This window comes from Mesorhizobium sp. M0772 (genome assembly GCF_040320135.1).
In the GTDB taxonomy this organism is placed as follows: Bacteria; Pseudomonadota; Alphaproteobacteria; order Rhizobiales; family Rhizobiaceae; genus Mesorhizobium.
In genome coordinates, this window is record NZ_JAMYPB010000032.1 from 45,254 (window position 1) to 70,119 (window position 24,866).

The following is a 24,866-nucleotide window of genomic DNA, read 5'->3' on the forward strand; positions in this document are numbered from 1 at the left end:
CCGACCGCCCCCTGTCCCCTAGAAAATCTCGGTCTTGGCGATATGAATGCCAAAGCCCTCAAGCCCGACATAGTGGCGTTCGCGCGAGGCGATCAAATTGATCGAGGAGATGCCGAGATCCTTGAGAATCTGCGCGCCGAGGCCGATTTCTCGCCACTCGTTCTCACGGCGGCGGGCCTCTTCGTGGTCCTCACGGTCGGCACTCATCGGCCGGTTGCGCTCCTGATGGGCGACGCCGACCGAACCCTCTCGGAGGTAAACGATGACGCCGCGCTTGCGTTCGCCCATCGCCTTCATAATGGCGTCGAGCCGGTGGCTGGTGCCGAACACGTCGGTCACCACATCCTCCGAATGCAGCCGCACCGGCACGTCCTCGCCGTCACGGATGTCGCCGAAAACGACCGCGACATGGTGCATGGAATCCCAGGGCAGCGTGTAGGTGAAGACCTGTGCCTTGCCGCCGAGTGTGTCGATTTCGGAGCAGGCGACGCGTTCGACCAGCGTTTCCTTGCGCTGCCGGTAGGCGATGAGGTCGGCGACCGAGACCTGCTTGAGGCCGTGTTCCTCGGCAAAGCTCGCCACCTGCGGGCCGCGCTTGACGGTGCCGTCGTCATTGACCAACTCCGAGATCACGCCAACCGGCGGCAGGCCGGCAAGCTTGCAGAGATCGACCGCGGCTTCGGTATGGCCCGAACGCATCAGCACGCCGCCTTCCCTAGCGATCAGCGGGAAGATGTGGCCGGGGCGAACGAAATCCGAACCGCCGACATTGCCGTTGGCCAGGTTGCGCACGGTCAGCGTGCGGTCCTCGGCCGAAATGCCGGTGGTGGTGCCATGCTTGAAATCGACGCTGACGGTAAAGGCCGTGGTGTGGGCGGAATCATTGTCGGCGACCATCGGCTGCAGATTGAGCCGCTTGGCCTCCTCGCGCGGCATCGGCGTGCAGACGATGCCGGAGGTGTGACGGATGATGAAGGCCATTTTCTCCGGGCTGCAATGCACGGCGGCAACGATCAGGTCGCCCTCGTTCTCACGCCCGTCATCGTCCATGACGACGACGATCTCGCCGCGTTCGAAGGCGCGGATGGCTTCGACGATTTTCTTCTGATCGTATGGCATTGGCTCGCTTCGCTCGCAGGGAATAGGGGTTGGGCAGTAGGAGTTAGGGAAGGAAGGACGGGCTGGCCTATTGCCTAATCCCTACTGCCTAATCCCTGGCCTGTCTGTCCCCGGTGCCGCAGATAATGGTCCGCGATGGCGCAGGCAACCATGGCTTCGCCTATCGGCACGGCACGGATGCCGACGCAGGGATCGTGGCGGCCCTTGGTCATGACGTCGACGTCGTTGCCGTCCTTGTCGATGGATTTGCGCGGCGTCAGGATCGACGAGGTCGGCTTGACGGCGAACCGGGCGACGATCGCCTGGCCGGTCGAGATGCCGCCCAGAATGCCGCCGGCATTGTTGGACAGGAAGACCGGCTTGCCGTCATTGCCGATGCGCATCTCGTCGGCATTCTGTTCGCCGGTGATGCGCGCGGCCTCGAAGCCGTTGCCGATCTCGACGCCCTTGACGGCGTTGATCGACATCAGGCCGGACGCGATGTCCTGGTCGAGCTTGGCATAGATCGGCGCGCCAAGGCCGGCTGGCACGCCGTCGGCGATGATTTCAATAACCGCGCCCACCGAGGAGCCGGATTTGCGGATGCCGTCGAGATAGCTGGTGAAGACCGGAACCGAGGCCGGATCGGGGGTGAAGAACGGGTTTTCGGCGTCACCGATGAAATTCCAGTTCCAGTTGGCGCGGTCGATGGATTTCTCGCCCATCGAGACCAGTGCGCCGCGCACCACCATTCCGGGCACCACCTTGCGCGCCAAGGCGCCGGCCGCCACGCGAGCGGCGGTCTCACGGGCCGAAGAACGGCCGCCGCCGCGATGGTCGCGCAGACCGTATTTGACGTCATAGGTGTAGTCCGCATGGCCGGGGCGGTACTGGCGGGCGATCTCGCCATAGTCCTTGGAGCGCTGGTCGACATTCTCGATCAGCATCGAGACGGGCGTGCCGGTGGTGATCATCGTCTCGCCGTTCTCGTCGAGGATGAAGCCGGACAGCACCTTCACCTCGTCCGGTTCGCGGCGCTGCGTCACAAAACGTGACTGGCCGGGGCGGCGCTTGTCGAGTTCGGCCTGGATTTCGGCCCGTGTGAAGCGGATGCCGGGCGGGCAGCCGTCGACGACACAGCCGAGCGACGGGCCATGGCTTTCGCCCCAGGTGGTGACGCGGAAGAGATGGCCGAACGTGTTGTGAGACATGAATTTTAGCCCTGCCCGGCAGCGGACCGGATCAAAGGTGCGTTCTATTGGCGTTTTCCACAGCGGTCAAACTGTGATCCGGCGGTTTTAGTTTTGACACATTCGGTTGGTTTCTGCTCTCTTCCATCCGCCCGTTGAAAGCTCGCCGCCATCCGTGCAGGCGCAATGACAAAGAGGACGACGATGCGTACCCTGATTGGCGCTGCTGCCGCCATGTTGCTGATTTCCACCGCCGCCTATGCCGGCCAGACCGAAGGCCTGATCAAGAAGGTCGACAAGGACGCGCTGACGCTGACGCTGGAGGACGGCAAGTCCTTCAAGCTCAACGCCGAGACCGATCTCGATTCGCTGAAGCCGGGCATGGATATCGTCATTGCCTATGACGTGACGAACGGCGAGAACGTCGTCACCGACATGGAACTGCCCGACACCGAGTAACACCGACGCCGAACAGGGTCTTGCCGCTCGGCGGAGCCCTGCCCGGATAAACAGGACGGTCGTCCTGTTTTTATCTGCTCGAATCTAAAGCCAATCCAGACGCCCGTCCTGCAGCCTGAGCACCCGGTCCTGCCGCACTTCCAGGTTTGCCGCTTCGTGTTCGGAAACACCTTCGACCATCCGAAACACGGTCCGCACGACGCCACCATGCGTGACGCAGACCGTCTGGCGGTCGAGCGCGTCGAACCACGGCTTCACCCGTTCGAGCAGCATCTGGTAGCTTTCGGCGCCCTCGCCCGGCGGCTGGAAATTCCATTTGTTGCGCCGTCGCGCCTTCGCCGAGCCCGGCATTCGCGCATCGAGTTCGGCATAGGTAAAGCCCTGCCAGTCGCCAAAGTGCACCTCGACCAGACGCGGGTCGATGCGGTAGGCATCGGGATCGAGCTGCATCGCCAAGCGTAGCCGCTGCATCGTCTCGCGCGTCCGCTTCATCGGGCTGGCGACAAAGTCGAAATCCTGAGGGTTCTGAATCAGTTCGGCCAGCCGCCGTCCATTGCGGGTCGCCTGCTCGCGGCCGAGCGCGTTGAGATCGGTGTCGGCCTGGCCCTGCAGCCGCGACTCGGCATTCCACTGCGTCTGGCCATGGCGCACGATGTAGACGAGCGGAACCATCAGGTCTTCCGGAAATCAGGACAGGCAGGCGGAAACCGCGGCAGAACTATTCCTTGACGGTCGAAATATCCGGCGCGTCGACCGCCTTCATGCCGACGACGTGATAGCCGGAATCGACATGGTGCACCTCGCCGGTGACGCCACGCGACAGGTCCGACAGGAAATACACGGCGGAATCGCCGACTTCTTCCTGGGTGACGGTCTGCTTCAGCGGCGAATTGTATTCGTTCCACTTGAGGATGTAGCGGAAGTCGCCGATGCCCGAAGCAGCCAAGGTCTTGATCGGCCCGGCCGAGATGGCGTTGACGCGGATCTTCTTGCCGCCGAGGTCGACGGCGAGATAGCGCACGCTGGCTTCGAGCGCGGCCTTGGCGACACCCATGACGTTGTAATGCGGCATGACCTTTTCGGCGCCGTAATAGGTCAGCGTCAGCAGCGAGCCGCCATCGGTCATCAACGCTTCGGCGCGCTTGGCGATGGTGGTGAAGGAATAGACCGAAATGTCCATGGTGCGCAGGAAATTGTCGCGCGTCGTCTCGACATAGCGTCCGGTCAGCTCGTCCTTGTCGGAAAAAGCGATGGCATGGACGAGGAAATCGAGCTTGCCGCCCCAATGCCTGGCGACATTGGCAAACACCTCGTCGAGGCTCGCCGGATCGGTGACATCGCAATGACCGGCGACAAAGGCGCCCAATTCCGCAGCCAGCGGCTCGACGCGCTTCTTGAACGCCTCGCCCTGATAGGTCAGCGCGATCTCGGCGCCATGGTCGACGCAGGCCTTGGCGATGCCGTAGGCAATCGATCTGTTGTTGGCGACGCCCAGTATAAGGCCGCGCTTGCCGGCCATAAGGCCCTGTCCACCCGCCATGTCAGCGCTCTCCGAAAGATTTTCTGCTTTGGAGTGCCTATCGCACAGGCAGAAAGGCGCATCAAGCGCAGACGGGGCGCGCGTTCAATTCAGACACTCGGCGTGACAACGAATGGGGGATAATAACGTTGTTGTGAGATTTGAACGCCTCACTGCGGCCAGCGCGCCTTGATGGCCCAGGCCCGGCCGACCAGCCGAATCGGCTGGTCGGCAACGCATCGGCCCTATCCAGCCATTTTGCGCCAGGGAATGAGCATTCCCACCTGCTTGCGGTAGAGGCGGTACTGGTCACCGAACATCGCGACGAGATCGCGTTCCTCGAGGAAGATGCCGAGCAGGATGTAGCCGGTGCTGCCCGCCGCGAACAGAAGATGGCCCCATGTCATGGACGGCGTCGCCCAGAAGGCCAGGAGAAAGCCGACATAGAGCGGGTGCCGGACCCATTTGTAGAACAGCGGCGTCCTGAACACGGGCGGCGCCGGTTCGCTCTTGCGCAAAGCGGCGAGAACCTGGCGCAGGCCGAACAGTTCGAAATGGTTGATCAGAAAGGTGCTGGTCAACAATACCGCCCAGCCGAGCCAGAACACGCCATGGATGACGGCGACCCAGACCGGGTTCTCGACCGTCCAGACGAGACCGGGAATCGGCCGCCATTGCCAGTAGAGGAGCAGCAGGATGAGGCTGGCCAGAAGCACATAGGTGCTGCGTTCGGCCGCGTGCGGGACAATCCGTGTCCACCAGCGCTTGAAAACCGGCCGCGCCATGATGCTGTGCTGGGCGGCGAAAAGACCGAGCAGCAGTGCATTGACGATGACGGCTTCGGCCGGACTTCCAGCGACTCCGGAATCGATCGATTTCGGCACGACCCTGTTGCCGACGAAACCGACCGCATAGAGAAACGAACCGAGAAAAATCAGGTATGCGGCAACGCCGTAGATAAGGGTGATTACGCCCGCCATGAGTGCCCTCCATGCAAGCATCAGGATTCGGTCGGTCGACCGAATTCAGCGTCAAAAACCATAAATTTTCTGGCAAGTCAACTTGATCGGTCGCTCGACCGAGATAGAGTGGAGGGACGTCCAGCCCCGGACAGGAGAAGCTATGATCCGCCCAGATTGCATCGCTACCAGCGGCAGCCACGCCGCATGACGGACGCTGCCGAAGCCGTTACCCCGCCGCAGAACAAGCAAAAGCGCGACACGCGCGCCGAACTGATTTCGGCTGCCGAGTTATGCCTCCATCGAGGCGGTTATGCCGATCTGTCGACGCGCCGCGTTGCCGAGATCGCCGGCGTTCCGCTCAGCCAGATCCATTACCATTTCGGCTCCAAGGAACGGCTGTTCCTGGCCCTGCTCGACCATCTGAACGAGGGCCTGCTGAAGCGCCAGGCGGAGACTTTTGCGGCACCTATGCCGCTGTGGCAACGCTGGGAGCGCGCTTGCGATTTCCTCGACGATGATCTGGCGTCCGGCTATGTCCGGATCCTGCACGAGATGATCGCGGCAAGCCTGTCGAGCCCCGAGATCGCCAAGGCGGTGCGCCGCGACCTGCGCGGCTGGTTCGAACTGCTGGACGGACTGGCGCAAGAGGCGGAGCGGCGGTTCGGCGGCCTCGGGCCATTCTCCGCCGCCGAAGTGACCAGCCTGGTCAGCGCCGCATTCCTCGGCAGCGAGACGATGATCCTGCTTGAGATCGAGAGCCCGCATGTCCCGGTGCGGCAGGCGTTGCGCCGCTTCGGCGAAACCATCCGGCGGATGGAGGAAGCAGCGCCCGGCAGCTAGCCAGCCAAGTCGGGCCGCGTCAGCCTTTGCGGCTGCGCATCAGCGCTTCGAGTTCGCTGTCGCCGCCTTCCGGCAGCATGATGCGGACATGGGCGTAGAGATCGCCATGGCCACCCGCTTTTTCCGGCAAGCCCCTGCCCTTCAGGCGCAGCACCTTATCGGAGCTCGACCAGGCCGGAATGTTGACCGCCAGCCTGCCGGTCGGCGTGTCGACCGGCACCTTGGCGCCCAGCACCGCGTCGGCCAACGCTACCTCCAGATCGGCATGCAGGTCACGGCCCTCGATGCGGTAGCGCGGGTGCCTGCGGATACGGATCTTGACCAGCGCATCGCCCGGCTGTCCCGGCCCCTGCTCGCCCTGGCCCTTCAGCCGGATGGTCTGTCCGTCCTCGACATAGACCGGCAGCTTGACCGCAATCTTGCGGCCGTCGGGGAACATCGCCGTCACCTTTTCTGCGGTCGCTATCTCCTCGATGGTGACGTCGAGCGTGACGTTGAGATCGGCGGCGGTCGCCTGCTGGCGGCGGTCGCCTGTTCCGGCGCCACGCGCGCCTGAAAAGGCGTCGCCGAAGATCTGGCTGAAGATATCGCTGTTGCCGTCGAACGGATCGCCGCCCGGACGCCCGGATCGGAATTCGAAGCGCGGGCCGCCGGCGCCCTGCTGGCGGCGGAAGCCACCGAACGGATCGCCGCCGCCGGCTGCGCCCTCGAAGCCCTGGAATTTCGGCTTGCCGTCGGCGTCGATCTCGCCGCGGTCGAAGGCCGCACGGTTCTTCTCGTCGCCGACGACCTCATAGGCCTGATTGGCGGCGGCAAAACGGTCCTTGGCCTTGGGATCATTCGGATTCTGGTCCGGATGATACTTTTTGGCGAGCTTGCGGTAGGCCGATTTTATGTCCTTGGCCGATGCGTTCTTGGCAACGCCCAGCACCTCATAGGGGTCGCGCATGCGTCCTGCCCTGGAAAATGAGTTAAATCCACGTTGGCCCTTATATGCGCTCCCATAGGAAGAAATTCCAGTGGCGCGCAGGCTTATCGAGGCTGAAATTGCGGCGCCCGCAAACCCTGGAAAATCAGAGCGGTTTGAAGTCCTGCATGTGCCAGCCGCCGGCCGCGGCGATGCACAATTGGCCCTTGAACAAAGTGACGCCGTCGAAGCTTTCGCGCGAGGCGGTAAAGCTGCGGCAGTCTTGGCCGTTGTCCTGCACTTCGGCGAGTTCGGTGATGGAGCCGCGCGAGCCGGTGTCGGCATTCGCCCACGGCACGGCCTGGCCGCGAAGCTCCTCGATGTCGGCCGAAGACACCGCATTGCCGATCGTGGTCTGGTCGGAAGCGCTGTCGGCGTCCGTCGATGTCACCCTGGCCGGCGCGCTTGAGGTGACGATGGAACGATCGACCTCGGCCTTTTCCAGGCTGAAGCCGCCGGCGCCGCAGGCGGCAAGCGGCAGTGCGATAATCACGATCACGGCTTTCGAACTGGCCGAAGCGATAACGCTCCATTGCCCGCTGTCAAAAGCTTGCGCGATACGCGACAATCGGCAACCTCCTGAAGCTCGATACAATTTGAGAAAAACTATGAGTGACACTGAGTTAACAAGTAGTGACTTTACCGAAGCCGCCGAGCCGTTCCGGCTCTTTGCCGAGTGGCTGGAGGACGCCAAGAAAAGCGAAATCAACGACGCCAACGGCGTAGCACTTGCAACCGTCGATGCCGACGGCATGCCGGATGTGCGGATGGTGCTGCTCAAGGGTTTCGATGAAAGCGGCTTTGTCTTCTACACGAATTTCGAGAGCGCCAAGGGCCGCGAGATTCTTGGCAGCATGAAGGCGGCGATGTGCTTCCACTGGAAATCGCTGCGCCGCCAGGTGCGCATACGCGGTCCGGTGGAGATCGTCAGCGACGCTGAAGCCGACGCCTATTACGCGACGCGGCCGCGCGGCAGCCGGATCGGCGCATGGGCTTCGAAACAGTCGCGGCCGCTGGAAAGCCGCTTTGCCCTGGAGAAGGCGGTGGCCGAATACACGGCGCGCTACCCTATCGGCGAAATCCCGCGGCCAAAGCACTGGTCGGGCTTCCGCATCGTGCCGCAGGCGATCGAGTTCTGGCACGACCGGCCATTCCGGCTGCACGATCGGCTGGTCTTTTCGCGCAACGCCGAAGGCGGCTGGGACAAGACACGGCTTTATCCCTGAGGATAAGTTCAGGCCTTCTTGCGCGTCATGAAGGCCGTCAACGCGGCGCGCGCTTCGTCGGACTTCAGCCGCTCGGAGAAACGCTCGCTCTCCACCTTGATGCGGGCGACAAGCTCGTCGCGCGGGGCGCGCATCAGGTCACGAGCGATCTTCAGCGCCTGCGGCGGCTTGGCGGCGATCGCGCCGGCCGCGGCGAGTGCCGCGGCTTCTAGCCCGTCCTCCTCGACCACCTCATAGATCAGGCCGGCGGCCTTGGCGCGTTCGGCGGAAAAACCTTCGCCCAGCCCAAGCAGCGCAAAGGCGCCCTGCCTGCCGAGGATGAGCGGCGCCAGCAGGCTGGAGCCCGCCTCCGGCACCAGGCCGAGGTCGACGAAGGGTGTGCGGAACACCGTGCGCGGCGTGGCGAAAGTCAGGTCGCAATGCAAATTGAGCGTGGTGCCGATGCCGACCGCAATGCCGTCGACGCCGGAGACCATCGGCTTCTCCGTTTTGGCCAGCGCCATCAGGAAGTCCCAGACCTCGTTGCCGCCCTCACCGCCGGTGGCGATGACCAGGAAATCGGCGAGATCGTTGCCAGAAGAGAAGGCGCCAGAAACACCGAGGAAGATATGGACGCGAACCGCCGGGTCGGCATCGCCATCGGCCAGCGCCTTGGACATTGTCGCGTACATGGCGCGCGTCAGTGCGTTCTTCTTGTCGGGACGGTTCATGCGGATGATCTGGATGGCGCCCTGGCGCTCGACGAGAATATGGTCTGTCACGGTCATTCTTCCCTGGTGAGCGCTGTGGTATTCAGGCCGTTATCAGCGCCTTGCCGGCGGTAGCGAGGCTCTCGGCGCCATCGATGACGCGTTCCTTCAAGGCGCTGACTTCGCCGAGCAGGTTTTCGGCGAAAAAGCGGCAAAGGGCGATGCGGCTCTGCTGGGCAAGTCCGCCACGCGCCAGATAAGCGCCGCCGGCAGCAAGCGAGATCAGCCTGAGATAGGGGGTCGCACCGGCTTGCGCTTCGTCCAGACGGCCGTCGGCCAGCAGCTTCTGCAGGAAGCGCGTCGCCTCGGTGAGATCGTCGAACGCCTGGTCAAGCGCTTCGGCGGTGCGGCCGAAGCCCTGCAGGTTCGAGGTCCGCACCTCGTAGGCGATGGCCTTCAGTTCGGCGATATAGCCATGCACATGCTCGCCGCCGCCAAGCGGCAATTTGCGGGCTACAAGGTCGATCGCCTGGATGCCGTTGGTGCCTTCATAGATCGGCGCAATGCGGGAGTCGCGATAGAGCGCGGCCGCGCCCGTCTCCTCGATGAAGCCCATACCGCCGTGGACCTGGACGCCGAGCGATGCGACATCGACGCCGATATCGGTGGAAAAGGCCTTGGCCAGCGGCGTCAGCAGATTGGCGCGATCGCGCCAATGCGCGGCCTCCTCGCCTGTCGACACACGCGCAAAGTCGATGGCATAGGCGCAGGAATACGAGATGGCGCGGGCGATCTGGGTCAAAGCCTTCATGGTCAAGAGATTGCGCTGCACGTCGGGGTGATGGACGATCGGCGCCATCCCGGCGCCTGAAAAGTCCGATGCCTTGCCCTGGCGGCGCTCATTGGCATAGGCGATCGCCTTCTGCGTCGCGGCTTCGGCCACTGCCACGCCCTGCATGCCGACGCAAAGCCTCGCGTTGTTCATCATGGTGAACATGCAGGCGAGCCCCTTGTTCTCCTCGCCGATCAGCCAACCGACGGCGCCGGGCGCAGCACCCTGGAACCCGTCGCCATAGATCATGGTGCAAGTCGGCGAGGCATGGATGCCGAGCTTGTGCTCGAGGCCGGAACAGAAGACGTCGTTGCGGGCACCGAGCGAGCCGTCATCATTGACCAGGAATTTCGGCACCAAAAACAGCGAGATGCCGCGCGTGCCGGCCGGTGCGTCGGGCAGCCGCGCCAGCACCAGATGGATGATGTTGTCGGTGAAATCATGCTCGCCATAGGTGATGAAGATCTTCTGGCCGAAGATGCGGTAGGTGCCGTCGCCGGCAGGCTCGGCGCGACTGCGCAAGGCGGCGAGATCGGAACCGGCCTGCGGCTCGGTCAGGTTCATCGTCCCCATCCACTCGCCGGAGACGAGCTTTGCCAGATACTTTGCCTTCAGCGCTTCGGAGGCATGCTTGTCCAGCGCCTCGGCGGCGCCCATGGTCAGCGTCGGGCCGATGCCGAAGGCCATGGCGGCGGAGTTCCACATTTCGAGCGCGGCAACGCCGAGCATGGTCGGCAGGCCCTGGCCACCGAATTCTTCCGGTCCGGACAGCGCGTTCCAGCCACCGCCGATCCAGCTGCGGTAAAGCGCCCTCCAGCCGGGCGGCATGGTCACGGCTGCATCCTTCAGCACCGCGCCGTGCTCGTCGCCGATCTTGTAGAGCGGCGCCACTTCCTCGCTGGCGAAGCGGCCGGCCTCGGCCAGGATGGCGTCGACAAGGTCTTCGCCGAGGTCGCCGAACGCGCCGCTGTCGAGCGCCGGTTTGAGCCCGGCGACATGCTTGAGCGTGAACGAAATGTCGTCGACCGGGGCCTTGTACATGCCGCTTTCTCCTCCGCTGCTCCGACTGCTCGATCCTAGGACCCGGGCCGATGCAAAACCATCCGCCTCTGGGCGGCCTCCGACCTTCTTTTTACGTAAACGTCAAACTTTGTCACGCGGATTTTCATCGAACTTCGTCGTCCACAGGTGGAGCGGGAGCGTAGCGGATGCCGAGTACCATGTCGCGACCTCGCGCCAGGGGCGCAACGGTGCAGAATTCCGCGCCGTGGCAACGCTTCGAAGTCGCGGAATGCATACTATGGTCCGCGCCGCGTCGCTTCGCTCCTTGCTTCGCCATAGAATGACGAAATCGCGAGAGCGACAGGACTCCTGCCCGAAAGCACTTCCTTAACCATACCGGTCCACCATCGGTGTTTGGTCAGCGGGGATCCCCTGTTTGAAAACGCCGGCGCATCTTCTTCGCCGCTCAGCGATCGCTCTCGCGGCGATGATGGCGCTGACGTCAGCGGCTACAGCCTCGGACTTTTCCGAGCCTTGGCGGGATGGCGACCGCGCGCTGGTGGTCGACGCCTATGAATACAATTCCATCGACTGGGCGCAGCTTGCCACCGACAAGCGCATTGTCGGCTTCATCAACAAGGCCTCCGACGGGCTGCCGCCGCCCTATTTCTGCTACGGCGACGAGCCTACGGTCAAACTCTGCAAGACATTGTGGAAACGCTTTGCGGTGACGCGCGAGCTGTTTCAGACGCGCAAGGTGGTGGCCAAGGCGCTCGGCCTGAAATGGGGCGCCTATCATCTTGCCCGCCCCGGCAATCCGCTCGAGCAGGCCAACAGTTTCATCGATTTCGCCGAGCCAGCCCCTGACGATCTGCTCGCCCTCGATCTCGAAGGCAACGACCCCTCGCAATGGATGTCGCTCGAGGATGCCGAGGAATTCGTGCGCCAGGTGCACCGGCGGCTCGGCCGTTTCCCGATCCTCTACACCAACGGCAAGACCGCCCAGTACATCGCCGACAACCGCTACCAATACCGTCTGCTGTCGCGGCTGCCGCTCTGGTATGCGCGCTACAAGCCCGACATCGACGTGCATTTTCCGATGGGCAACTGGCAGGGCTATGCGCTGTGGCAGTTCTCGGCGCAGGCCAATTGCGGGCGCCTGCGCTGCCCCTACCGGGTCCCCGGCACGCCCAACGACATCGACGTCAACGTCGCGCCGATGGTCGCGGCGGCACTGCGCCAGCAATGGCCCTTCGGCGGCCTGATCGACGTGCCGCCCGACTACCTCGCCTCGATCCCGGTGCCGGTGTCGCGCGCGGCCGGGCTCGCCGGAAAAGTCACCATCACCTATGCCGATGTGGCGACGCCACCGACGGTCGAGGAGATGGTGGCGGTGCTCGGCGCGCGCTGGCAGACATTCCGCGCCGCCTTCCGCATGCCGGTGGTCAAGACGGTGCCGCGCCGCGCGCGCTTCGGCATTGCCGAGTATGTCGCCTGGAAGCGGACTGCGTATCGTTCGGAGGCTCGGCTCGAGGCCGCCTTCTCGCAGGCCGCCGACCCGGTCAGCACCGCTTCGACGGAACTCGTTCGCGAGCGCTGAGGCTCAGGTGGCGCTGGCTTTCTCCCGCGCCACCGCCTGCCAGCCTATGTCGCGGCGGCAGAAGCCTTGCGGCCAGTCGATGCGGTCGAGCGCGGCGTAGGCGCGGCTCTGCGCTTCGCCGACCGTCTTGCCTGACGCGGTGACGTTGAGCACGCGGCCGCCATTGGCGACCAGCGCGCCGCCATTGATGGCGGTGCCGGCGTGGAAAATCTCAACACCATCGCCGGCCGCCTCTTCCAGCCCACGGATGACCGAGCCTTTTTCCGGCGTCCCGGGATAGCCCTGTGCCGCCATCACCACGGTCAGCGCGGCATCGTCGCGCCAGCGGATCGAACTGTGCGCCAACTGGCCGTCGACGGCGGCGTTGAGCAGCACCAGCAGATCGTCCTTCAGCCGCATCATCAGCACCTGGCATTCGGGATCGCCGAAGCGGGTGTTGTATTCGATCAGCTTCGGCCCTTTGTCCGTGATCATCAGCCCGGCGAAGAGAATGCCGGCGAACGGCGCGCCAAGCTCGGCCATGCCGCGCATGGTCGGCTCGACGATCTCGCGCATGGTGCGCTCGACCATTTCGGGGCTCATCACCGGCGCCGGCGAATAGGCGCCCATGCCGCCGGTGTTGGGGCCGGTGTCGCCGTCGCCGACGCGCTTGTGGTCCTGCGCGGTGCCGAAGGGCAGTGCCGTGGTGCCGTCGCACAAGCAGAAGAAACTCGCCTCCTCGCCGGTCATGAATTCCTCGACCACGACCTCGGCACCGGCGTCGCCAAAGGCGCCGTCGAAACAAGCATCGAGGGCGGCACGCGCCTCGTCCAGCGTCATGGCGATGGTGACGCCCTTGCCGGCGGCAAGCCCGTCGGCCTTGATGACGATCGGCGCGCCGACCTTTTCGACATAGGCTTTCGCCGAGGTAAGATCGGTGAAGCGGCCATAGGCGGCGGTCGGGATGCCGTATTTGGCGCAAAGGTCCTTGGTAAAACCTTTCGAGCCTTCGAGCCGCGCTGCCCGCTTCGACGGGCCGAAGACGCGGATGCCCTGCTCACGCAGATCGTCGGCAATGCCGGCGACCAGCGGGCCTTCCGGCCCGACGACGACGAGGTCGATCGCGTTGTCCTTGCAGAAGCTGGCAACAGCGGCATGGTCGGCGATGTCGAGCTTGACCAGTTCGGCCTCGTGGGTGATGCCCGGATTGCCGGGCGCGGCATAGAGCCTGGTCAAAAGCGGCGAGGCCGCGATCTTCCAGGCCAGGGCATGTTCACGGCCGCCGGAGCCGATCAACAAAACGCGCATGCCGATGTCCCTTGTCATTTCACGACAGGGACTGCGCTATTGCCCCGGGCGGCGCGGGTCAAGAGTTTTACCTTGCGCCATACCGGTTGCGCACGGGAACGTCGCGCCGAGAGCACGGCGTCCCCGGCCGGTATCAGCTCTGGAAGACGACCGGGAACCAGTCCTCGCGCAGTTTCTGGCCGGGCTTCATGTCATGGCCGGGATAGGGCGGCGAGGTACGGCCGGGGCGCTCGACATAGCGCGCATCGTCGCCGACCCAGCGCAGCGACAGCGCCCGGCGACGCGCCGCGGTCGGATTGCCGCGCGCACCATGCGCGGTGCGGAAGTCGAACAAGATGGCGTCCCCCGGTTCCATCTCCCATTCGAGCACCTTCAGCGACGGGTCCTTGTCTGGATCCGGCACGGGCAGATAGTCGCCCTCGCCGGCATAGAAATTGCTGTCATCTAGCCAGCGCACCGGCAGGATCATCTTGTCCCATTTGTGCGAGCCGGCGATCAGCCGCAGCGTCGCTTCCTTGACCGGATCGATCGGAATCCAGAAGCTGACGGTCTGGGTGCCATCGACGAAGTAATACGGGATGTCCTGGTGCCAAGGCGTCGGCTTTTGCGTGCCCGGTTCCTTGACCAGCACATGGTCGTGGAAGAACTGGGCGCTGCGCGACTGCATCGCCGCTGCCGCGAGTTCCGCGGCCGGGGAATTGCGCACCACGTCGACGAATTCGGGAATGCGCTCCCAATTGCAGTAATCGTCGAAGAAGCTGCCCTTGCCGTTGGCGATGTCGGAAGCCGTGGCGCTGCGGTTTTGCATGTTGCGCTCGATGCCGGCGGCGATGGTGCCGACCCAGTCTTTGAAGGCGCCGCGTATGCAGACCGCGCCGTCGCGCTGGTAATCGGCAATCGCTGGGGCATCGATATGTCTGGCGGCCATCTCATGTCTTCCCTGTTTCGATGACCGACTATCGCAGCCGCCGCACATCGCGTAAAATAATAACTTCTCATCCCTCTTATAGCTTTACCCTATGAACCTGACCCTCACCCAGCTGCGCTACCTCGTCACTGTTGCCCGTCACGGCAGCGTCACCGCGGCCGCGCGGATGCTGAACGTCTCACAGCCGTCGATCTCGGTGGCGATCGACAATGTCGAAGCGACGCTCGGCCAGAAACTGTTCGTGCGCCAGCGCGGCAGCGGCATCGCGCTGACCTCGTTCGGCCGCAGCGCGGTGGCGAAGGCAAAGCAGGTGCTGGCCGAAGCGGACGAACTGGTTGGGCTCGGGACGCGCGACGCCGATGTCGGGGGCGAACTTGTGCTCGGCTGTTTCGAGGATCTGGCGCCCTATTTCGCGCCGGCGCTGATCCGCGCTTTTTCGCAACGCTGCCCGGCGGTCACCGTGGTGGTCCGCGACGAGACCTTCGAGACGCTGGGCCGGCGGCTCGGCAATGCGGCAATCGATCTCGGCCTGACCTACGATCTCGGCCTGCCCTCGCACTTCGCCCGCATCCTGCTGCATGAGCTGCGGCCACACGCGCTTCTGCCGCAAGGCCACGCACTGGCCAGCCAGGCGAGCGTCAGCCTGGCGGAGCTGGCGACCCATCCCTTGATCACCACCGACCAGCCGCATAGCTGGCAGCATATGCTGGACCTGTTCCTCAGCCGCGGCCTGTCGCCGGTCTCGCAATCGACGGCGAGTTCGTTCGAGCTGCAGCGCAGCATGGTCGCCAACGGCTTCGGCGTCGCGGTGAGCTACACCAGGCCTTATGGCGACAGGAGTTATGACGGGCTGCCGCTGGTCTGCAAGCCGCTGTCCGAGCCGCTGCCGATGCAGCGCATCATCTCACCCATGACACAAGGCAAAGGCTGTCGAAGGCGGCGCTGGCCTTCACGGAGGTGGCGAAGGCATAGTTTGCCAGCCACGATGTTTTCACCGCCTGAGCGACAATGCGGCCGCTTGACGGCGCACGCCGCTGCTGCCACTCCAGCACGATGGAAACCATCCAGTCGAAAGCCGCACAGGGCCGCGTCGCCGACGCGCCGAGCGGCCATTGGGTCTACAAGATATTGCCGCGCTGGCTGTGGCCTTACGCGCAGCTTGCGCGCTGGGACCGGCCGATCGGCTGGCAATTGCTGCTGTGGCCCTGCTGGTGGTCGGCAGCGCTTGCGGCCAGCGCCTATCCCCGCCCGGCAGACGCGTTGCTCACATTGCTGCCGTCGCCGTGGTTCCTGTTCCTGTTCTTTGTCGGCGCCGTCGCCATGCGTGGCGCCGGCTGCACCTATAACGACATTGTCGACCAGGACATCGACAACAAGGTCGAGCGCACGCGCTCGCGGCCATTGCCGGCCGGAAAGGTGACGCGCCGCCAAGCCTGGGCGTTCCTGGTCATCCAGGCCTTGCTGGGCCTCGTCGTGCTGCTGCAGTTCAACGACTTCGCCATTCCGCTCGGCATCGTCTCGCTGGTCATCGTTGCCGTCTATCCCTTCATGAAGCGCTTCACCAACTGGCCGCAATTGGTGCTCGGGCTCGCCTTCTCCTGGGGTGCACTGATGGGCTGGGCGGTCGAGTTCGGCGATCTCGATGGCCCGGCCATCATGCTCTATATCGGCTCGATCCTGTGGGTGATCGGCTACGACACCATCTATGCACATCAGGACAAGGAAGACGACGCAATCGTCGGCGTGCGCTCGACGGCGCGGCTGTTCGGCGACAACACCAAGACCTGGCTGGTCGGGCTTTATGGCGGCACGCTGGTCTGCTTCGCCATCGCCTTCGCCTCGGCGCAGGTGCCGGTGGTGGCGCTGGCCGGGCTGATCGCCGCCGGCGCCCATATGGCGCGGCAGATAGCGGTTCTGGATATCGACGATCCCGATCAATGCCTTCGGCTGTTCAAATCGAACAACCAGGTCGGCTGGCTGATCTTCATCGGCCTGATCGGCGGTGCGCTGTGGGTGGCGCTGAAGCCGCTGGTGTAGTCTCCCTTCTCCCGTCACTATACGGGGAGAAGGTGGCGGCAGCCGGATGAGGGGCAGCGCCAATCTTGGAGATGAAATGCACAGCGGCGATATTGCGAGAAATGCCTCGGTCAGCGCCGCCCCTCATCGCCCTGCCGGGCGTTCGTCACTCGAAAAGCCAAGCAATTGGCTTTTCGTCCGCTACGCGGACCGCTCCTCAACCCCCGTATAGTGCCGGGGAGAAGAAGGCTGTCATCGGCGGTTTCGCCAATCGCCGGCCAAGCTACTCCCGCGAAATAATCTCCTGGCCATCGATCACCAGCCTCAGCCCGAGATTGCCGGCCCTGCGGCGGGCGAGGAAGCGCGGGCGGCGCGTGGTCGAGACCCGGCCCTTGCGGCGATCCTTGGCCGGCAGCGCCTTGATGGCGGCGCCGAGCGATTCCTCCAGCGTGCGGGCAATGCCGTCGGATTCGATCAGCAGCATCTGCAGCCGGTAAGCATCGGCCCAGGCGCGCCAGTCGGCGGCGACGTCGTCGAGATCGTCGGCCACCAGCAGCGGCACCGACAGCATCGGGTCGTTGTGCAGGAGTTCGAGGGTTACCGTGACATTGCCTTGCGCATCCTCCATCGCGCGGGCGGCGACGCCGCGAAACGCGTTGGCGGGCAGCGCGATGATCGCCGGCACGCCGCTCATCTCGAGCGTGCGGCGGATGACGGCGCCGCGCTGGTCGATGGTGAAGGTAACGTCGCCATAGTCGTCGCGCGTGGCATAGCTCACCACTTGCGGCAGGCGGAATGGGTCGAGGCGCATGTTGCGCCCGGCCCAGACGGGCTTCAATACACTGTTCATCTGCTGCCTTCCTGTGTTTCTCCTGAGAGCCGCTTTCACGGATCCCACCGGGCCAGTTTTCCCGGCCTCGTTGTGTGAAACATTAGCGCGAGCTTCTGCCGCCCGGCTTAAGAAAGTCAGTTAAATTTTGCTGATCTCAGGCGATGGTTATCGGAATGAGACCAGCCACAAAATGTTGAAAGGATCAGATAACCTTACCGGGATTCATGATGCCGGCCGGGTCGAAGGCCGCCTTCACCCGGCGCATCAGCTCGATCGCCATGGGCGGCGCGGTGGCGATCAGCTCGTCGCGCTTCAACTGGCCGATGCCATGCTCGGCCGAGATCGAACCCTGGAAGGAGCGCACAACATCGTGCACGGCATGGTTCATGGCGTGGTAGAGGCCGAGAAACGCTTCATCGTCACCGCCCTCCGGCCGGGAGATGTTGTAGTGGAGATTGCCATCGCCCATATGACCGAAGCAGACGACGCGCGCCTGCGGACTGACCGAAGCCACTGCACCGGCCGCCTTTTCGATAAACGCCGGGATGGATGCCACCGGCACCGAAATATCATGCTTGATCGAAGCGCCTTCGGGCTTTTGCGAATCCGGCAGCACCTCGCGGAAGTTCCAGAACGCGTCGCCCTGCGCCAGGCTGGCCGCGATCACCGCGTCGCCGACGATGCCTTGCTCGAGGCCTGCCGACAGCACTTCTTCGATCAGCCCCCTGGCGTCCTCGGCCGAACGGCCCGACGACACCTGCATCAACACATACCATGGCCAATCCTGCGCCAGCGGCCGCGTGACGCCCTGCGCATGGCGCAGCGTGAAATCATAAGGACGCTGGCCGATCAGCTCGAAGGCGGTGAGTGCCGCCCCTGCCCGGTCCATCGCCAGGCTGAACAGCGAAAGGGCTGCTTCCGGCGACGACAGGCCGGCGAAGGCGACTTCGCGCCCCTTCGGCTTGGGAAACAGTTTCAGCACCGCAGCGGTGATGATGCCGAGCGTGCCTTCGGCGCCGACGAACAGGTTCTTCAGATCGTAACCGGTGTTGTCCTTCTTCAGTTTGCGCAGATCGTCGAAGACTTCGCCGGTCGGCAGCACGACTTCGACACCAAGGCAGAGTTCGCGCGCATTGCCATAGGCAAGCACGCCGGTGCCGCCGGCATTGGACGAGAGATTGCCGCCGATCTGGCAGGACCCTTGCGCGGCAAGCGACAGCGGAAACAGCCGGTCGGCGGCGTCGGCGGCTTCCTGCAGCGTCTGCAGGATGACGCCGGCCTCGACGGTTACCGTGTTGGAGAAGACGTCGATCTCGCGAATGCGGTTCAGCCGCGACAGCGACAGCACGATCTCGCGGCCGGAGGCATTCGGCACCTGGGCGCCGACCAGCCCGGTGTTGCCGCTTTGCGGCACGACCGGCGTTCCCGTCTCGCTCGCCAGGCGCATGATCCGGCTGATCTCGTCGACGCTGCCGGGACGCAGCACCAAGGCGGTCCTGCCGTGCCATAGGCCGCGCCGCTCGGTCAGATACGGCGCAATATCGGCCTGGTCGCGCAGCGCATATTTGTCGCCGACGATTGCCGCGAAGCGGGCGATGAGAGCGGGATCGAGGTCGAAGGGTGCGTCGTTCATGGGCGCAAACTATGGCGCTCAATCGAGCTTGTCACGGGGGGCAGCGGCACGAAACAGCCGATCGTTGATCGCCTCGCCGAGCCCATCTAACGGGATCGGCTCGACGGCGATCGTCGCCGCACCGCTGCGGTCGAGTTCCTGCAAATACGCGAACAGATTGCTTGCGGCTTCGCGCAAATCGCCTGACGCGGACAGGTTGCGCAAGGCGGCCGCCGCTTGCCAGCCTTCGGCGCGGTCGCCACCAAAGGCCAGCAAGGCCTCGCCTTCAGCCACACTCTGTGCATCGAGCCGCACCGATGCGCGCGGCGCATAATGCGACGCCAGCATGCCGGGCGCCTCGATGCCGGCTGTCGCGCCGCGCTGCAGCTTGATGCCGGTGACGGCCTCGATATCGGCGGCAGCGATGCCGCCTGGCCTCAGCAGCCGCACGCTGTTGCCTTCGACCTTGACGATGGTCGATTCCAGCCCGACCGGGGTGGCGCCGCCATCGACCACCAGCCGGATTTTGGGGCCGAGATCGGCCGCCACGGCTTGCGCCGTCGTGGCGCTGATCTTGCCCGAAGAGTTCGCGCTGGGCGCGGCCAGCGGCCGGCCGAGCCTGGCGATCAGCTCGCCGCCGAACCCCCTCGGCATGCGCAGCGCGATCGTATCGAGCCCGGCGGTGACCAGCGGATGGATGCCGTTGCCGGGTCGGAGCGGCAGCACCAGCGTCAGCGGCCCCGGCCAGAACGCCTCGGCCAGCCGCTTCGAAAGCGGGTCGAAGATCGCAATGCGCTCGGCCATCGCGAGATCGGCGACATGGGCGATCAGCGGGTTGAAGCGCGGCCGGCCCTTGGCTTCGAAAATGCGGGCGACGCCGACGCCATTGGTCGCGTCGCTGGCCAGTCCATAGACGGTCTCCGTCGGGATGGCGACGACGTCGCCGCCCTCAAGCAGCGCCAATGCCTGCTCCATCGCTTCGCCGACGGATAGTATCTCAGCCACTCGCTTCACCTCACAGGCACCGGACCTAAAGCGCGTCGCGCTGAACCGGATTCATGCGACGCGCTTTAGGTCTTTGTTTTGATGCATGTCGTTCTCTCAAAACCGGGGCCACTTTTGAGCGACATGCATTAGAGCGGTTCAGCGGTTCGCTGAAACGCTCTAAGTATTTGTTTTTGCGCAATTCCGGACGGAAAACCGCTACTCACTTTTCCTGGAATTGCTCTAATACGGCAGTGGTTTTCGGGCAAGCCGGCGTTGGCGAATTATCAATGCCTAAAATGCTATGTTTCCCTGCAAGCCGGCATCAATCCACTGGGGTTAGGCTACTTGGGTTAGCGCTGGCGGCTTGTCGGGCAAGGGGACGGTTTCGATGTCGATGCGTGTGCTTGGAGCGCTTGGTTTCACCCTGGCGGCGATGACCGGTGGGGCGCACGCCTCGTCGATCGTCTTTCTCGGCGTCTCGACCTCGACGCCATCAGTCATCAAGGTTGGCGGATCCGAACCGGTCAGGATCGCCTCGTCGCCATCGATCGTCGCGCTCGGCGATGCCCAGCCCGATGTGACTTATGAAAAGGTCGCGGCGATCCCCGAAAAGCCTAGGCACGGCCAGGACCCGATGATCATTCGCGGCGGCATCGTCGGCGGCGCCTTCGCCGCGCCGGCTCCGGCCAGGGCGAGCACTTCAGCGCCGGCAGCGGAGACGACGGCAGAGACCGCACCAGCAGGAACTGCAACGGCATCGAACGGCAAGCCCGAGTCGCAACCGGCAGCGCCGCAGCCGGCAGCAACACCGCAGCAGCCGATCGAGGGCGTCGGCAAAGCCGAGTAGGCCATTCAGCCAAGACAGTCGGCCAAGACAGTCGGCCGATCCATTCCGCTTGACGCCGATCGACGCCCCGGCGCACGATCGGCTTGGCGGCGGCGGCCCCAATTTCGCCAATCGGTTTTGGCATGAGCGCGCCGGGTTGTAGGAGAGCGAGGGGTTATCATGAACATGACGAAATCTTTGATTATTGCCGGCCTGTTGCTGGCGTCACCTATAGGTGTCGGCGGCGCGCAGGCCGGTGACGAGCTAGGGTCCTACGTCGCGCGCATTTCCGATCGCGACCACCATGCCAGCGACGGCTATGAGCTGAGCAGCGCAGCACAGATGGTGCGGCAGGACCGTGCCAACTGGCACAAGTTCCACCGGCGCGATGCCGACGACCAGGGCGATGACTGGTTCCGCAGCAACGATGATCGCGCGTATCTGGAACGCATGCTGAAGCGCGGTGGCGCGATGAGCTCCTCGACACGGAACGCCATCGTCAATGGCGAGCCGCTGATCCAGGTCGACGTCTATTCAGACAGCGTGCATGTCAGCATTTTGGAGGACTGACGGAGTCAGCCTCGGGAGGACTGAAAACAAGACGGGCGGCGTGTGAACGCCGCCCGTGTTTGGGCTTGTCCGTCCCTTAGCTAGCCAGCTATTCTGGAGAAATCAGCCACCTGGTCGGTGGCCGTGCGGATGCGGGCGAGCAATGCCAGACGGTTGGCGCGCACGGCCTGGTCCTCATCATTCACGAGAACACGTTCAAAGAATGAATCAACCGGTTCGCGCAGCACGCTAAGCGCCAGCATGGCGGCGGAAAAGTCTTCGTTTTGAATCGCTTCGCCGGCTTCTCTCTCCGCCTGATTCACCGCTGCAAACAGCGATTTCTCGGCCTCCTCGCGAAACAGCGCCGGCTCAACAGTCTCGGCAACGAGCGTTTTCTTCTTCTCCTCGGCAGCCAGAATGTTGGCCGCCCGCTTGGCGCCGGCGAGCAGGTTCTTGCCGTCCTCGGTGTCGAGGAAGGACCCCAGAGCTTCGACGCGACGCACGATCTGCAGGAGGTCGTCCGAGTGCGGAGTGATCACCGCGTCGATGAGATCATGGCGGGCGCCCTGGTCGCGGAGATAGACCTTCAGGCGATCGTGGAAGAAGGCGAGTAGGTCGCGGTGAGGATTGGCAAAATCAAAGACTGCGCCCTTTATTTCAATGTGATTCCGCGAACCATCTGCCTCAGATTTTGAACCTTCAAATGTCGCAAGATCGAATTGCCTGCGCGCAAACCTGACGGCTTTTTCCAATAGCTCGCGGTCGATCTGTTCGACCCGATCTTCCTCGACTGACTCAATGATGTTGTCGAAGTCAACGCGATAGAAATCGTCAAAAGTCAGGTCGTCGATCAAAGACGCCTGCGGTTGATAGCTAGGTTCTATCACCTGGTAGACAGGTAACTGCAGAAGCCGATACCGAATGCTGTTTTCGACCAAAATTCTCACCACCCCCAGCGCCGCTCTTCGCAGCGCATACGGATCCTTCGAACCTGTCGGCTTTTCATCGATGGCCCAAAAGCCGACCAGCGTATCCAGCTTGTCGGCCAGCGCGACGGCAATCGACACGGGATCGGTCGGCACACGGTCGGATGGGCCCTGCGGTTTGTAGTGTTCCTCGATGGCTGCGGCCACGGACGGATGCTCGCCCTGCAGCAGCGCATATTTGCGACCCATCGCCCCCTGAAGCTCGGGAAACTCGCCCACTGCTTCGGTGGTGAGGTCGGCCTTGGCCAGCACAGCGGCACGCCCGGCGAGCGCGGCAATCTCCCCCCTTGAGGGGGAGATGTCGCCGAAGGCGACAGAGGGGGTCGTCTCGCGTGGCGCGCTGACTCCCTCTTTCTTTGCAAAGCCAGATTGCGTCGCGGCAGCCGAAGCGACCCCCTCTGGCCTGCCGGCCATCTCCCCCTCGAGGGGGGAGATCGACTGCGCCACTGTCGGCGCGATCTCTTGCGCCAGCCGCTTGATCCGCTCTACCCGCTCGCCTTGCGTGCCGAGCTTGGCGTGGAAGGTGACGTTGAGATGGTCGAGGCGGGCCATGCGCTGGTCGAGCGGCTTTTTCAGATCGAGCCCGAACTTTTTTGCCGATGCCTCGAGCTCTCCCAGATCGGGCAGATCGCCCTGGTCGGTCTTCCAGAAATACAGCGCATCCGACAGGCGGGCGCGCACCACCTTGCCGTTGCCGTGCGCGATCTCCTTGCCGCCGTCCTTCGCCTCGATGTTGGCGGTGAGGATGAAGCGGTTGGAAAGGTTTTCGCCGTCGCCTTGCGGACGGGTGACAAAGCATTTCTGGTTGGCACGGATGGTCAGCCGGACCACCTCGGGCGGAATGGCGAGAAAGGCCTCCTCGTATTCGCCCATCAGCACCACCGGCCATTCGACCAGGCCCGACACTTCTTCCAACAACCCTTCGTCCTCGACCAGATCGAGCCCGTTGGCGAAGGCGAGGTTGCGGGCGTCGGCAAGGATGATCTCCTTGCGGCGGTCGCCATCGAGCACGACCTTGGCCGCTTCCAGCTTGGTCACGTAATCGTCGAAGCGGCGCACGGTGATTTCCCCCGGCGCCATGAAACGATGGCCGTAGGTGATATTGCCCGAGCGGATGCCATCGATCTCGAAATCGACCACCACCGGCTCCTCGGTCTCCGGGCCGAAGGTGCACAGAATCGTCTGCAGCGGCCGCACCCAGCGCAGCGAACCGGGCTTGGCTGAAGCCGGCCCCCAGCGCATCGATGTCGGCCAGGGGAAGCCGCGAATGATGGCCGGCACCAGTTCGGCGATGATTTCTTCCGCCGCCCTGCCCGGCTTCGAAATATGGGCGACGTAGAAATCGCCCTTCTTCGGATCGGAATGGACATGCGCCTCGGCAACCGAGGCAAGGCCTGCCTTGCGCAGAAAACCCTGCACCGCCTGTTCCGGCGCCGTCGTCGACGGCCCCTTGATCTCCTCGTGGATGTCCTTCGAGCGCGCGGTCAGGCCCCTGACATCGAGCGCCAGGCGCCGCGGCGTCCAGTATTCGCGCGCGGCGTCATAGGTCAGACCCGCCGCGACCAGACCGTCGGTCAGCATCTTCCTGAGATCGCCCGCCGCCTTGCGCTGCATGCGGGCGGGGATTTCCTCGGAGCGGAGTTCCAGCAACAAATCCGGCATCAGAGTTTCTCCACCCGCATGCCTTCTCCCTGATTGCGCGTCCTCGCGCCTCCGCCGCTGCGGTTGCGCGGCCGGGCGGGGATTTCCTCGGAACGAAGTTCGAGCAAAAGATCAGGCATCAGAGTTTCTCCACCCGCATGCCTTCTTCCTGATTGCGCGTCCTCGCGCCCCCGGCGCTGCGGACGCGCGGCTGGGCGGGGATTTCCTCGGAGCGAAGTTCTAAGAGCAGGTCTGGCATGGTTAAGCTCCCACCCTCCCCTCGATGGGGAGGGTCGGCGCGCAGCGCCGGGGTGGGGTGGCGACCTCTCAGCCGCCGATACCTTCGGCACCATCGCGCAAACGCAGGTGTTTTCGTTCTTCCACCGCCGCATAGATCGTATCGAGCACGGAATCCAGTTCGTTTTTGATTTCATGGTTCCAGAAGCGGATGACTCGATAACCCTGGCTCTCGAACCATTTCGTTCGACGCTCGTCATGGCGCAGCTGGTCATCGAAGCTGTGATGGACACCGTCCACCTCAATGATCAGCTTCAGCCGGTGGGAGGTGAAATCAGGGAAGTAAACGCCTACCGACGCCTGCCTGCGAAAATGAGTGCCTTCTACTGGAATGCGCCACAGATGCCGCCACAGGATGCGTTCCTCGTCGGTCATCGCCGCGCGAAGCCTTTGCGCAGACTGCAGCTTGAATCGACCGAGTTTTGGCATGGAACCTCGCGCTGTCACCCCCACCCGCCGCTTCGCGGCGACCTCCCCCATCAAGGGGGAGGTAAAGGAGCTGCATGACCGACTACAAAACC

Annotated in this window: 23 protein-coding genes and 1 pseudogene; 8 read left to right on the plus strand and 16 right to left on the minus strand. The window is 63.9% G+C overall.

The annotated features are described in order from the left end of the window. Positions 1-18 precede the first annotated feature (18 nt). Both ribB and aroC read right to left on the minus strand, forming a co-directional pair. A complete protein-coding gene (gene ribB / locus NKI06_RS20305; protein WP_023685407.1) occupies positions 19-1,119 on the minus strand; it encodes a 3,4-dihydroxy-2-butanone-4-phosphate synthase in 1,101 nt (366 codons plus the stop codon). A gap of 74 nt (positions 1,120-1,193) precedes the next feature. Continuing rightward, positions 1,194-2,309, minus strand: a complete 1,116-nt coding sequence (gene aroC, locus NKI06_RS20310; protein WP_023830036.1) for a chorismate synthase — start codon at positions 2,307-2,309, stop codon at positions 1,194-1,196. 183 nt (positions 2,310-2,492) lie between these two features. On the opposite strand from aroC, the gene NKI06_RS20315 reads away from it, so the two are divergent. After that, positions 2,493-2,747 (plus strand): DUF1344 domain-containing protein, encoded by a 255-nt coding sequence (locus tag NKI06_RS20315; RefSeq protein WP_023685405.1) that lies wholly within the window; start codon positions 2,493-2,495, stop codon positions 2,745-2,747. Between the two features lie 84 nt (positions 2,748-2,831). Here the strand turns inward: NKI06_RS20315 and NKI06_RS20320 are convergent, their stop codons facing one another. The 3 genes from NKI06_RS20320 to mddA form a co-directional block, all read right to left on the minus strand. After that, entirely contained in the window at positions 2,832-3,419 is a 588-nt protein-coding gene (locus NKI06_RS20320) for a histidine phosphatase family protein (RefSeq protein ID WP_023698506.1), read from the minus strand. A 46-nt stretch (positions 3,420-3,465) separates the two neighbouring features. After that, complete coding sequence (gene fabI, locus NKI06_RS20325; protein WP_023692087.1) at positions 3,466-4,287, minus strand: enoyl-ACP reductase FabI; 822 nt, start codon at positions 4,285-4,287, stop codon at positions 3,466-3,468. A gap of 224 nt (positions 4,288-4,511) precedes the next feature. Further along, on the minus strand, positions 4,512-5,246 hold the full coding sequence (gene mddA, locus NKI06_RS20330; RefSeq protein WP_352986859.1) for a methanethiol S-methyltransferase: 735 nt from the start codon (positions 5,244-5,246) through the stop codon (positions 4,512-4,514). Positions 5,247-5,432: 186 nt separating this feature from the next. Here mddA and NKI06_RS20335 point away from each other — a divergent pair, with 186 nt between their 5' ends. Next, positions 5,433-6,068 carry a TetR/AcrR family transcriptional regulator gene (locus NKI06_RS20335; RefSeq protein WP_023692089.1) on the plus strand — a complete coding sequence of 212 codons (636 nt, stop codon included), beginning with the start codon at positions 5,433-5,435 and terminating at the stop codon, positions 6,066-6,068. Between the two features lie 19 nt (positions 6,069-6,087). Here the strand turns inward: NKI06_RS20335 and NKI06_RS20340 are convergent, their stop codons facing one another. Both NKI06_RS20340 and NKI06_RS20345 read right to left on the minus strand, forming a co-directional pair. Further along, a complete protein-coding gene (locus NKI06_RS20340; protein WP_023702031.1) occupies positions 6,088-7,017 on the minus strand; it encodes a DnaJ C-terminal domain-containing protein in 930 nt (309 codons plus the stop codon). A gap of 124 nt (positions 7,018-7,141) precedes the next feature. Continuing rightward, positions 7,142-7,603: an RT0821/Lpp0805 family surface protein gene (locus NKI06_RS20345; RefSeq protein ID WP_023702032.1), complete on the minus strand. Its 462-nt coding sequence runs from the start codon at positions 7,601-7,603 to the stop codon at positions 7,142-7,144. Positions 7,604-7,643: 40 nt separating this feature from the next. On the opposite strand from NKI06_RS20345, the gene pdxH reads away from it, so the two are divergent. Continuing rightward, positions 7,644-8,261: a pyridoxamine 5'-phosphate oxidase gene (pdxH, locus tag NKI06_RS20350; protein WP_023668448.1), complete on the plus strand. Its 618-nt coding sequence runs from the start codon at positions 7,644-7,646 to the stop codon at positions 8,259-8,261. Positions 8,262-8,269: 8 nt separating this feature from the next. Here the strand turns inward: pdxH and NKI06_RS20355 are convergent, their stop codons facing one another. Both NKI06_RS20355 and NKI06_RS20360 read right to left on the minus strand, forming a co-directional pair. After that, positions 8,270-9,022, minus strand: a complete 753-nt coding sequence (locus NKI06_RS20355) for a crotonase/enoyl-CoA hydratase family protein (protein WP_352986861.1) — start codon at positions 9,020-9,022, stop codon at positions 8,270-8,272. A 31-nt stretch (positions 9,023-9,053) separates the two neighbouring features. Further along, the gene (locus NKI06_RS20360; protein ID WP_352986863.1) at positions 9,054-10,823 is read right to left on the minus strand and encodes an acyl-CoA dehydrogenase family protein; all 1,770 of its coding nucleotides are present in this window, start codon (positions 10,821-10,823) and stop codon (positions 9,054-9,056) included. A gap of 448 nt (positions 10,824-11,271) precedes the next feature. Between NKI06_RS20360 and NKI06_RS20365 the strand changes: the two genes are divergently transcribed. Further along, the gene (locus tag NKI06_RS20365) at positions 11,272-12,384 is read left to right on the plus strand and encodes a glycoside hydrolase family 25 protein (protein ID WP_352986874.1); all 1,113 of its coding nucleotides are present in this window, start codon (positions 11,272-11,274) and stop codon (positions 12,382-12,384) included. Positions 12,385-12,387: 3 nt separating this feature from the next. On the opposite strand, the gene purD is transcribed toward NKI06_RS20365, so the two are convergent. Together purD and NKI06_RS20375 are read right to left on the minus strand one after the other, a co-directional pair. After that, complete coding sequence (gene purD / locus NKI06_RS20370; RefSeq protein WP_352986864.1) at positions 12,388-13,671, minus strand: phosphoribosylamine--glycine ligase; 1,284 nt, start codon at positions 13,669-13,671, stop codon at positions 12,388-12,390. Between the two features lie 133 nt (positions 13,672-13,804). After that, complete coding sequence (locus NKI06_RS20375) at positions 13,805-14,599, minus strand: phytanoyl-CoA dioxygenase family protein (RefSeq protein WP_352626064.1); 795 nt, start codon at positions 14,597-14,599, stop codon at positions 13,805-13,807. A gap of 91 nt (positions 14,600-14,690) precedes the next feature. On the opposite strand from NKI06_RS20375, the pseudogene NKI06_RS20380 reads away from it, so the two are divergent. Beyond that, positions 14,691-15,571 (plus strand): annotated as a pseudogene (locus NKI06_RS20380) (LysR family transcriptional regulator). A gap of 81 nt (positions 15,572-15,652) precedes the next feature. After that, positions 15,653-16,636 (plus strand): 4-hydroxybenzoate octaprenyltransferase, encoded by a 984-nt coding sequence (gene ubiA, locus NKI06_RS20385; protein WP_352986875.1) that lies wholly within the window; start codon positions 15,653-15,655, stop codon positions 16,634-16,636. Positions 16,637-16,898: 262 nt separating this feature from the next. Here ubiA and NKI06_RS20390 read toward each other — a convergent pair whose 3' ends face one another. The 3 genes from NKI06_RS20390 to NKI06_RS20400 form a co-directional block, all read right to left on the minus strand. Continuing rightward, positions 16,899-17,465 carry a DUF6101 family protein gene (locus NKI06_RS20390; protein WP_023668457.1) on the minus strand — a complete coding sequence of 189 codons (567 nt, stop codon included), beginning with the start codon at positions 17,463-17,465 and terminating at the stop codon, positions 16,899-16,901. Positions 17,466-17,649: 184 nt separating this feature from the next. Beyond that, a complete protein-coding gene (locus tag NKI06_RS20395) occupies positions 17,650-19,080 on the minus strand; it encodes an FAD-binding oxidoreductase (protein ID WP_352986867.1) in 1,431 nt (476 codons plus the stop codon). A gap of 18 nt (positions 19,081-19,098) precedes the next feature. Next, positions 19,099-20,064, minus strand: coding sequence for an L-threonylcarbamoyladenylate synthase (locus NKI06_RS20400; protein ID WP_352986869.1), 966 nt, complete (start codon positions 20,062-20,064; stop codon positions 19,099-19,101). A gap of 370 nt (positions 20,065-20,434) precedes the next feature. Here NKI06_RS20400 and NKI06_RS20405 point away from each other — a divergent pair, with 370 nt between their 5' ends. Next, positions 20,435-20,893: a hypothetical protein gene (locus NKI06_RS20405; RefSeq protein WP_352521275.1), complete on the plus strand. Its 459-nt coding sequence runs from the start codon at positions 20,435-20,437 to the stop codon at positions 20,891-20,893. A gap of 165 nt (positions 20,894-21,058) precedes the next feature. Next, on the plus strand, positions 21,059-21,442 hold the full coding sequence (locus NKI06_RS20410) for a hypothetical protein (protein WP_081731237.1): 384 nt from the start codon (positions 21,059-21,061) through the stop codon (positions 21,440-21,442). Positions 21,443-21,522: 80 nt separating this feature from the next. Here NKI06_RS20410 and glyS read toward each other — a convergent pair whose 3' ends face one another. Then, positions 21,523-24,069, minus strand: a complete 2,547-nt coding sequence (gene glyS / locus NKI06_RS20415; RefSeq protein WP_502900602.1) for a glycine--tRNA ligase subunit beta — start codon at positions 24,067-24,069, stop codon at positions 21,523-21,525. A 306-nt stretch (positions 24,070-24,375) separates the two neighbouring features. Beyond that, positions 24,376-24,866: endonuclease domain-containing protein (locus tag NKI06_RS20420; RefSeq protein ID WP_352986870.1), on the minus strand; the 491-nt coding region annotated here is incomplete at its 5' end.

Bases quoted from the DNA above. Each gene is read 5' to 3' on its own strand.
- ribB (WP_023685407.1), bottom strand. From the start codon at position 1,119: ATGCCATACGATCAGAAGAAAATCGTCGAAGCCATCCGCGCCTTCGAA.
- aroC (WP_023830036.1), bottom strand. From the start codon at position 2,309: ATGTCTCACAACACGTTCGGCCATCTCTTCCGCGTCACCACCTGGGGC.
- NKI06_RS20315 (WP_023685405.1), top strand. From the start codon at position 2,493: ATGCGTACCCTGATTGGCGCTGCTGCCGCCATGTTGCTGATTTCCACC.
- NKI06_RS20320 (WP_023698506.1), bottom strand. From the start codon at position 3,419: ATGGTTCCGCTCGTCTACATCGTGCGCCATGGCCAGACGCAGTGGAAT.
- fabI (WP_023692087.1), bottom strand. From the start codon at position 4,287: ATGGCGGGTGGACAGGGCCTTATGGCCGGCAAGCGCGGCCTTATACTG.
- mddA (WP_352986859.1), bottom strand. From the start codon at position 5,246: ATGGCGGGCGTAATCACCCTTATCTACGGCGTTGCCGCATACCTGATT.
- NKI06_RS20335 (WP_023692089.1), top strand. From the start codon at position 5,433: ATGACGGACGCTGCCGAAGCCGTTACCCCGCCGCAGAACAAGCAAAAG.
- NKI06_RS20340 (WP_023702031.1), bottom strand. From the start codon at position 7,017: ATGCGCGACCCCTATGAGGTGCTGGGCGTTGCCAAGAACGCATCGGCC.
- pdxH (WP_023668448.1), top strand. From the start codon at position 7,644: ATGAGTGACACTGAGTTAACAAGTAGTGACTTTACCGAAGCCGCCGAG.
- NKI06_RS20360 (WP_352986863.1), bottom strand. From the start codon at position 10,823: ATGTACAAGGCCCCGGTCGACGACATTTCGTTCACGCTCAAGCATGTC.
- NKI06_RS20365 (WP_352986874.1), top strand. From the start codon at position 11,272: ATGATGGCGCTGACGTCAGCGGCTACAGCCTCGGACTTTTCCGAGCCT.
- purD (WP_352986864.1), bottom strand. From the start codon at position 13,671: ATGCGCGTTTTGTTGATCGGCTCCGGCGGCCGTGAACATGCCCTGGCC.
- NKI06_RS20375 (WP_352626064.1), bottom strand. From the start codon at position 14,599: ATGGCCGCCAGACATATCGATGCCCCAGCGATTGCCGATTACCAGCGC.
- ubiA (WP_352986875.1), top strand. From the start codon at position 15,653: ATGGAAACCATCCAGTCGAAAGCCGCACAGGGCCGCGTCGCCGACGCG.
- NKI06_RS20390 (WP_023668457.1), bottom strand. From the start codon at position 17,465: ATGAACAGTGTATTGAAGCCCGTCTGGGCCGGGCGCAACATGCGCCTC.
- NKI06_RS20395 (WP_352986867.1), bottom strand. From the start codon at position 19,080: ATGAACGACGCACCCTTCGACCTCGATCCCGCTCTCATCGCCCGCTTC.
- NKI06_RS20405 (WP_352521275.1), top strand. From the start codon at position 20,435: ATGTCGATGCGTGTGCTTGGAGCGCTTGGTTTCACCCTGGCGGCGATG.
- NKI06_RS20410 (WP_081731237.1), top strand. From the start codon at position 21,059: ATGACGAAATCTTTGATTATTGCCGGCCTGTTGCTGGCGTCACCTATA.
- glyS (WP_502900602.1), bottom strand. From the start codon at position 24,069: ATGCCGGATTTGTTGCTGGAACTCCGCTCCGAGGAAATCCCCGCCCGC.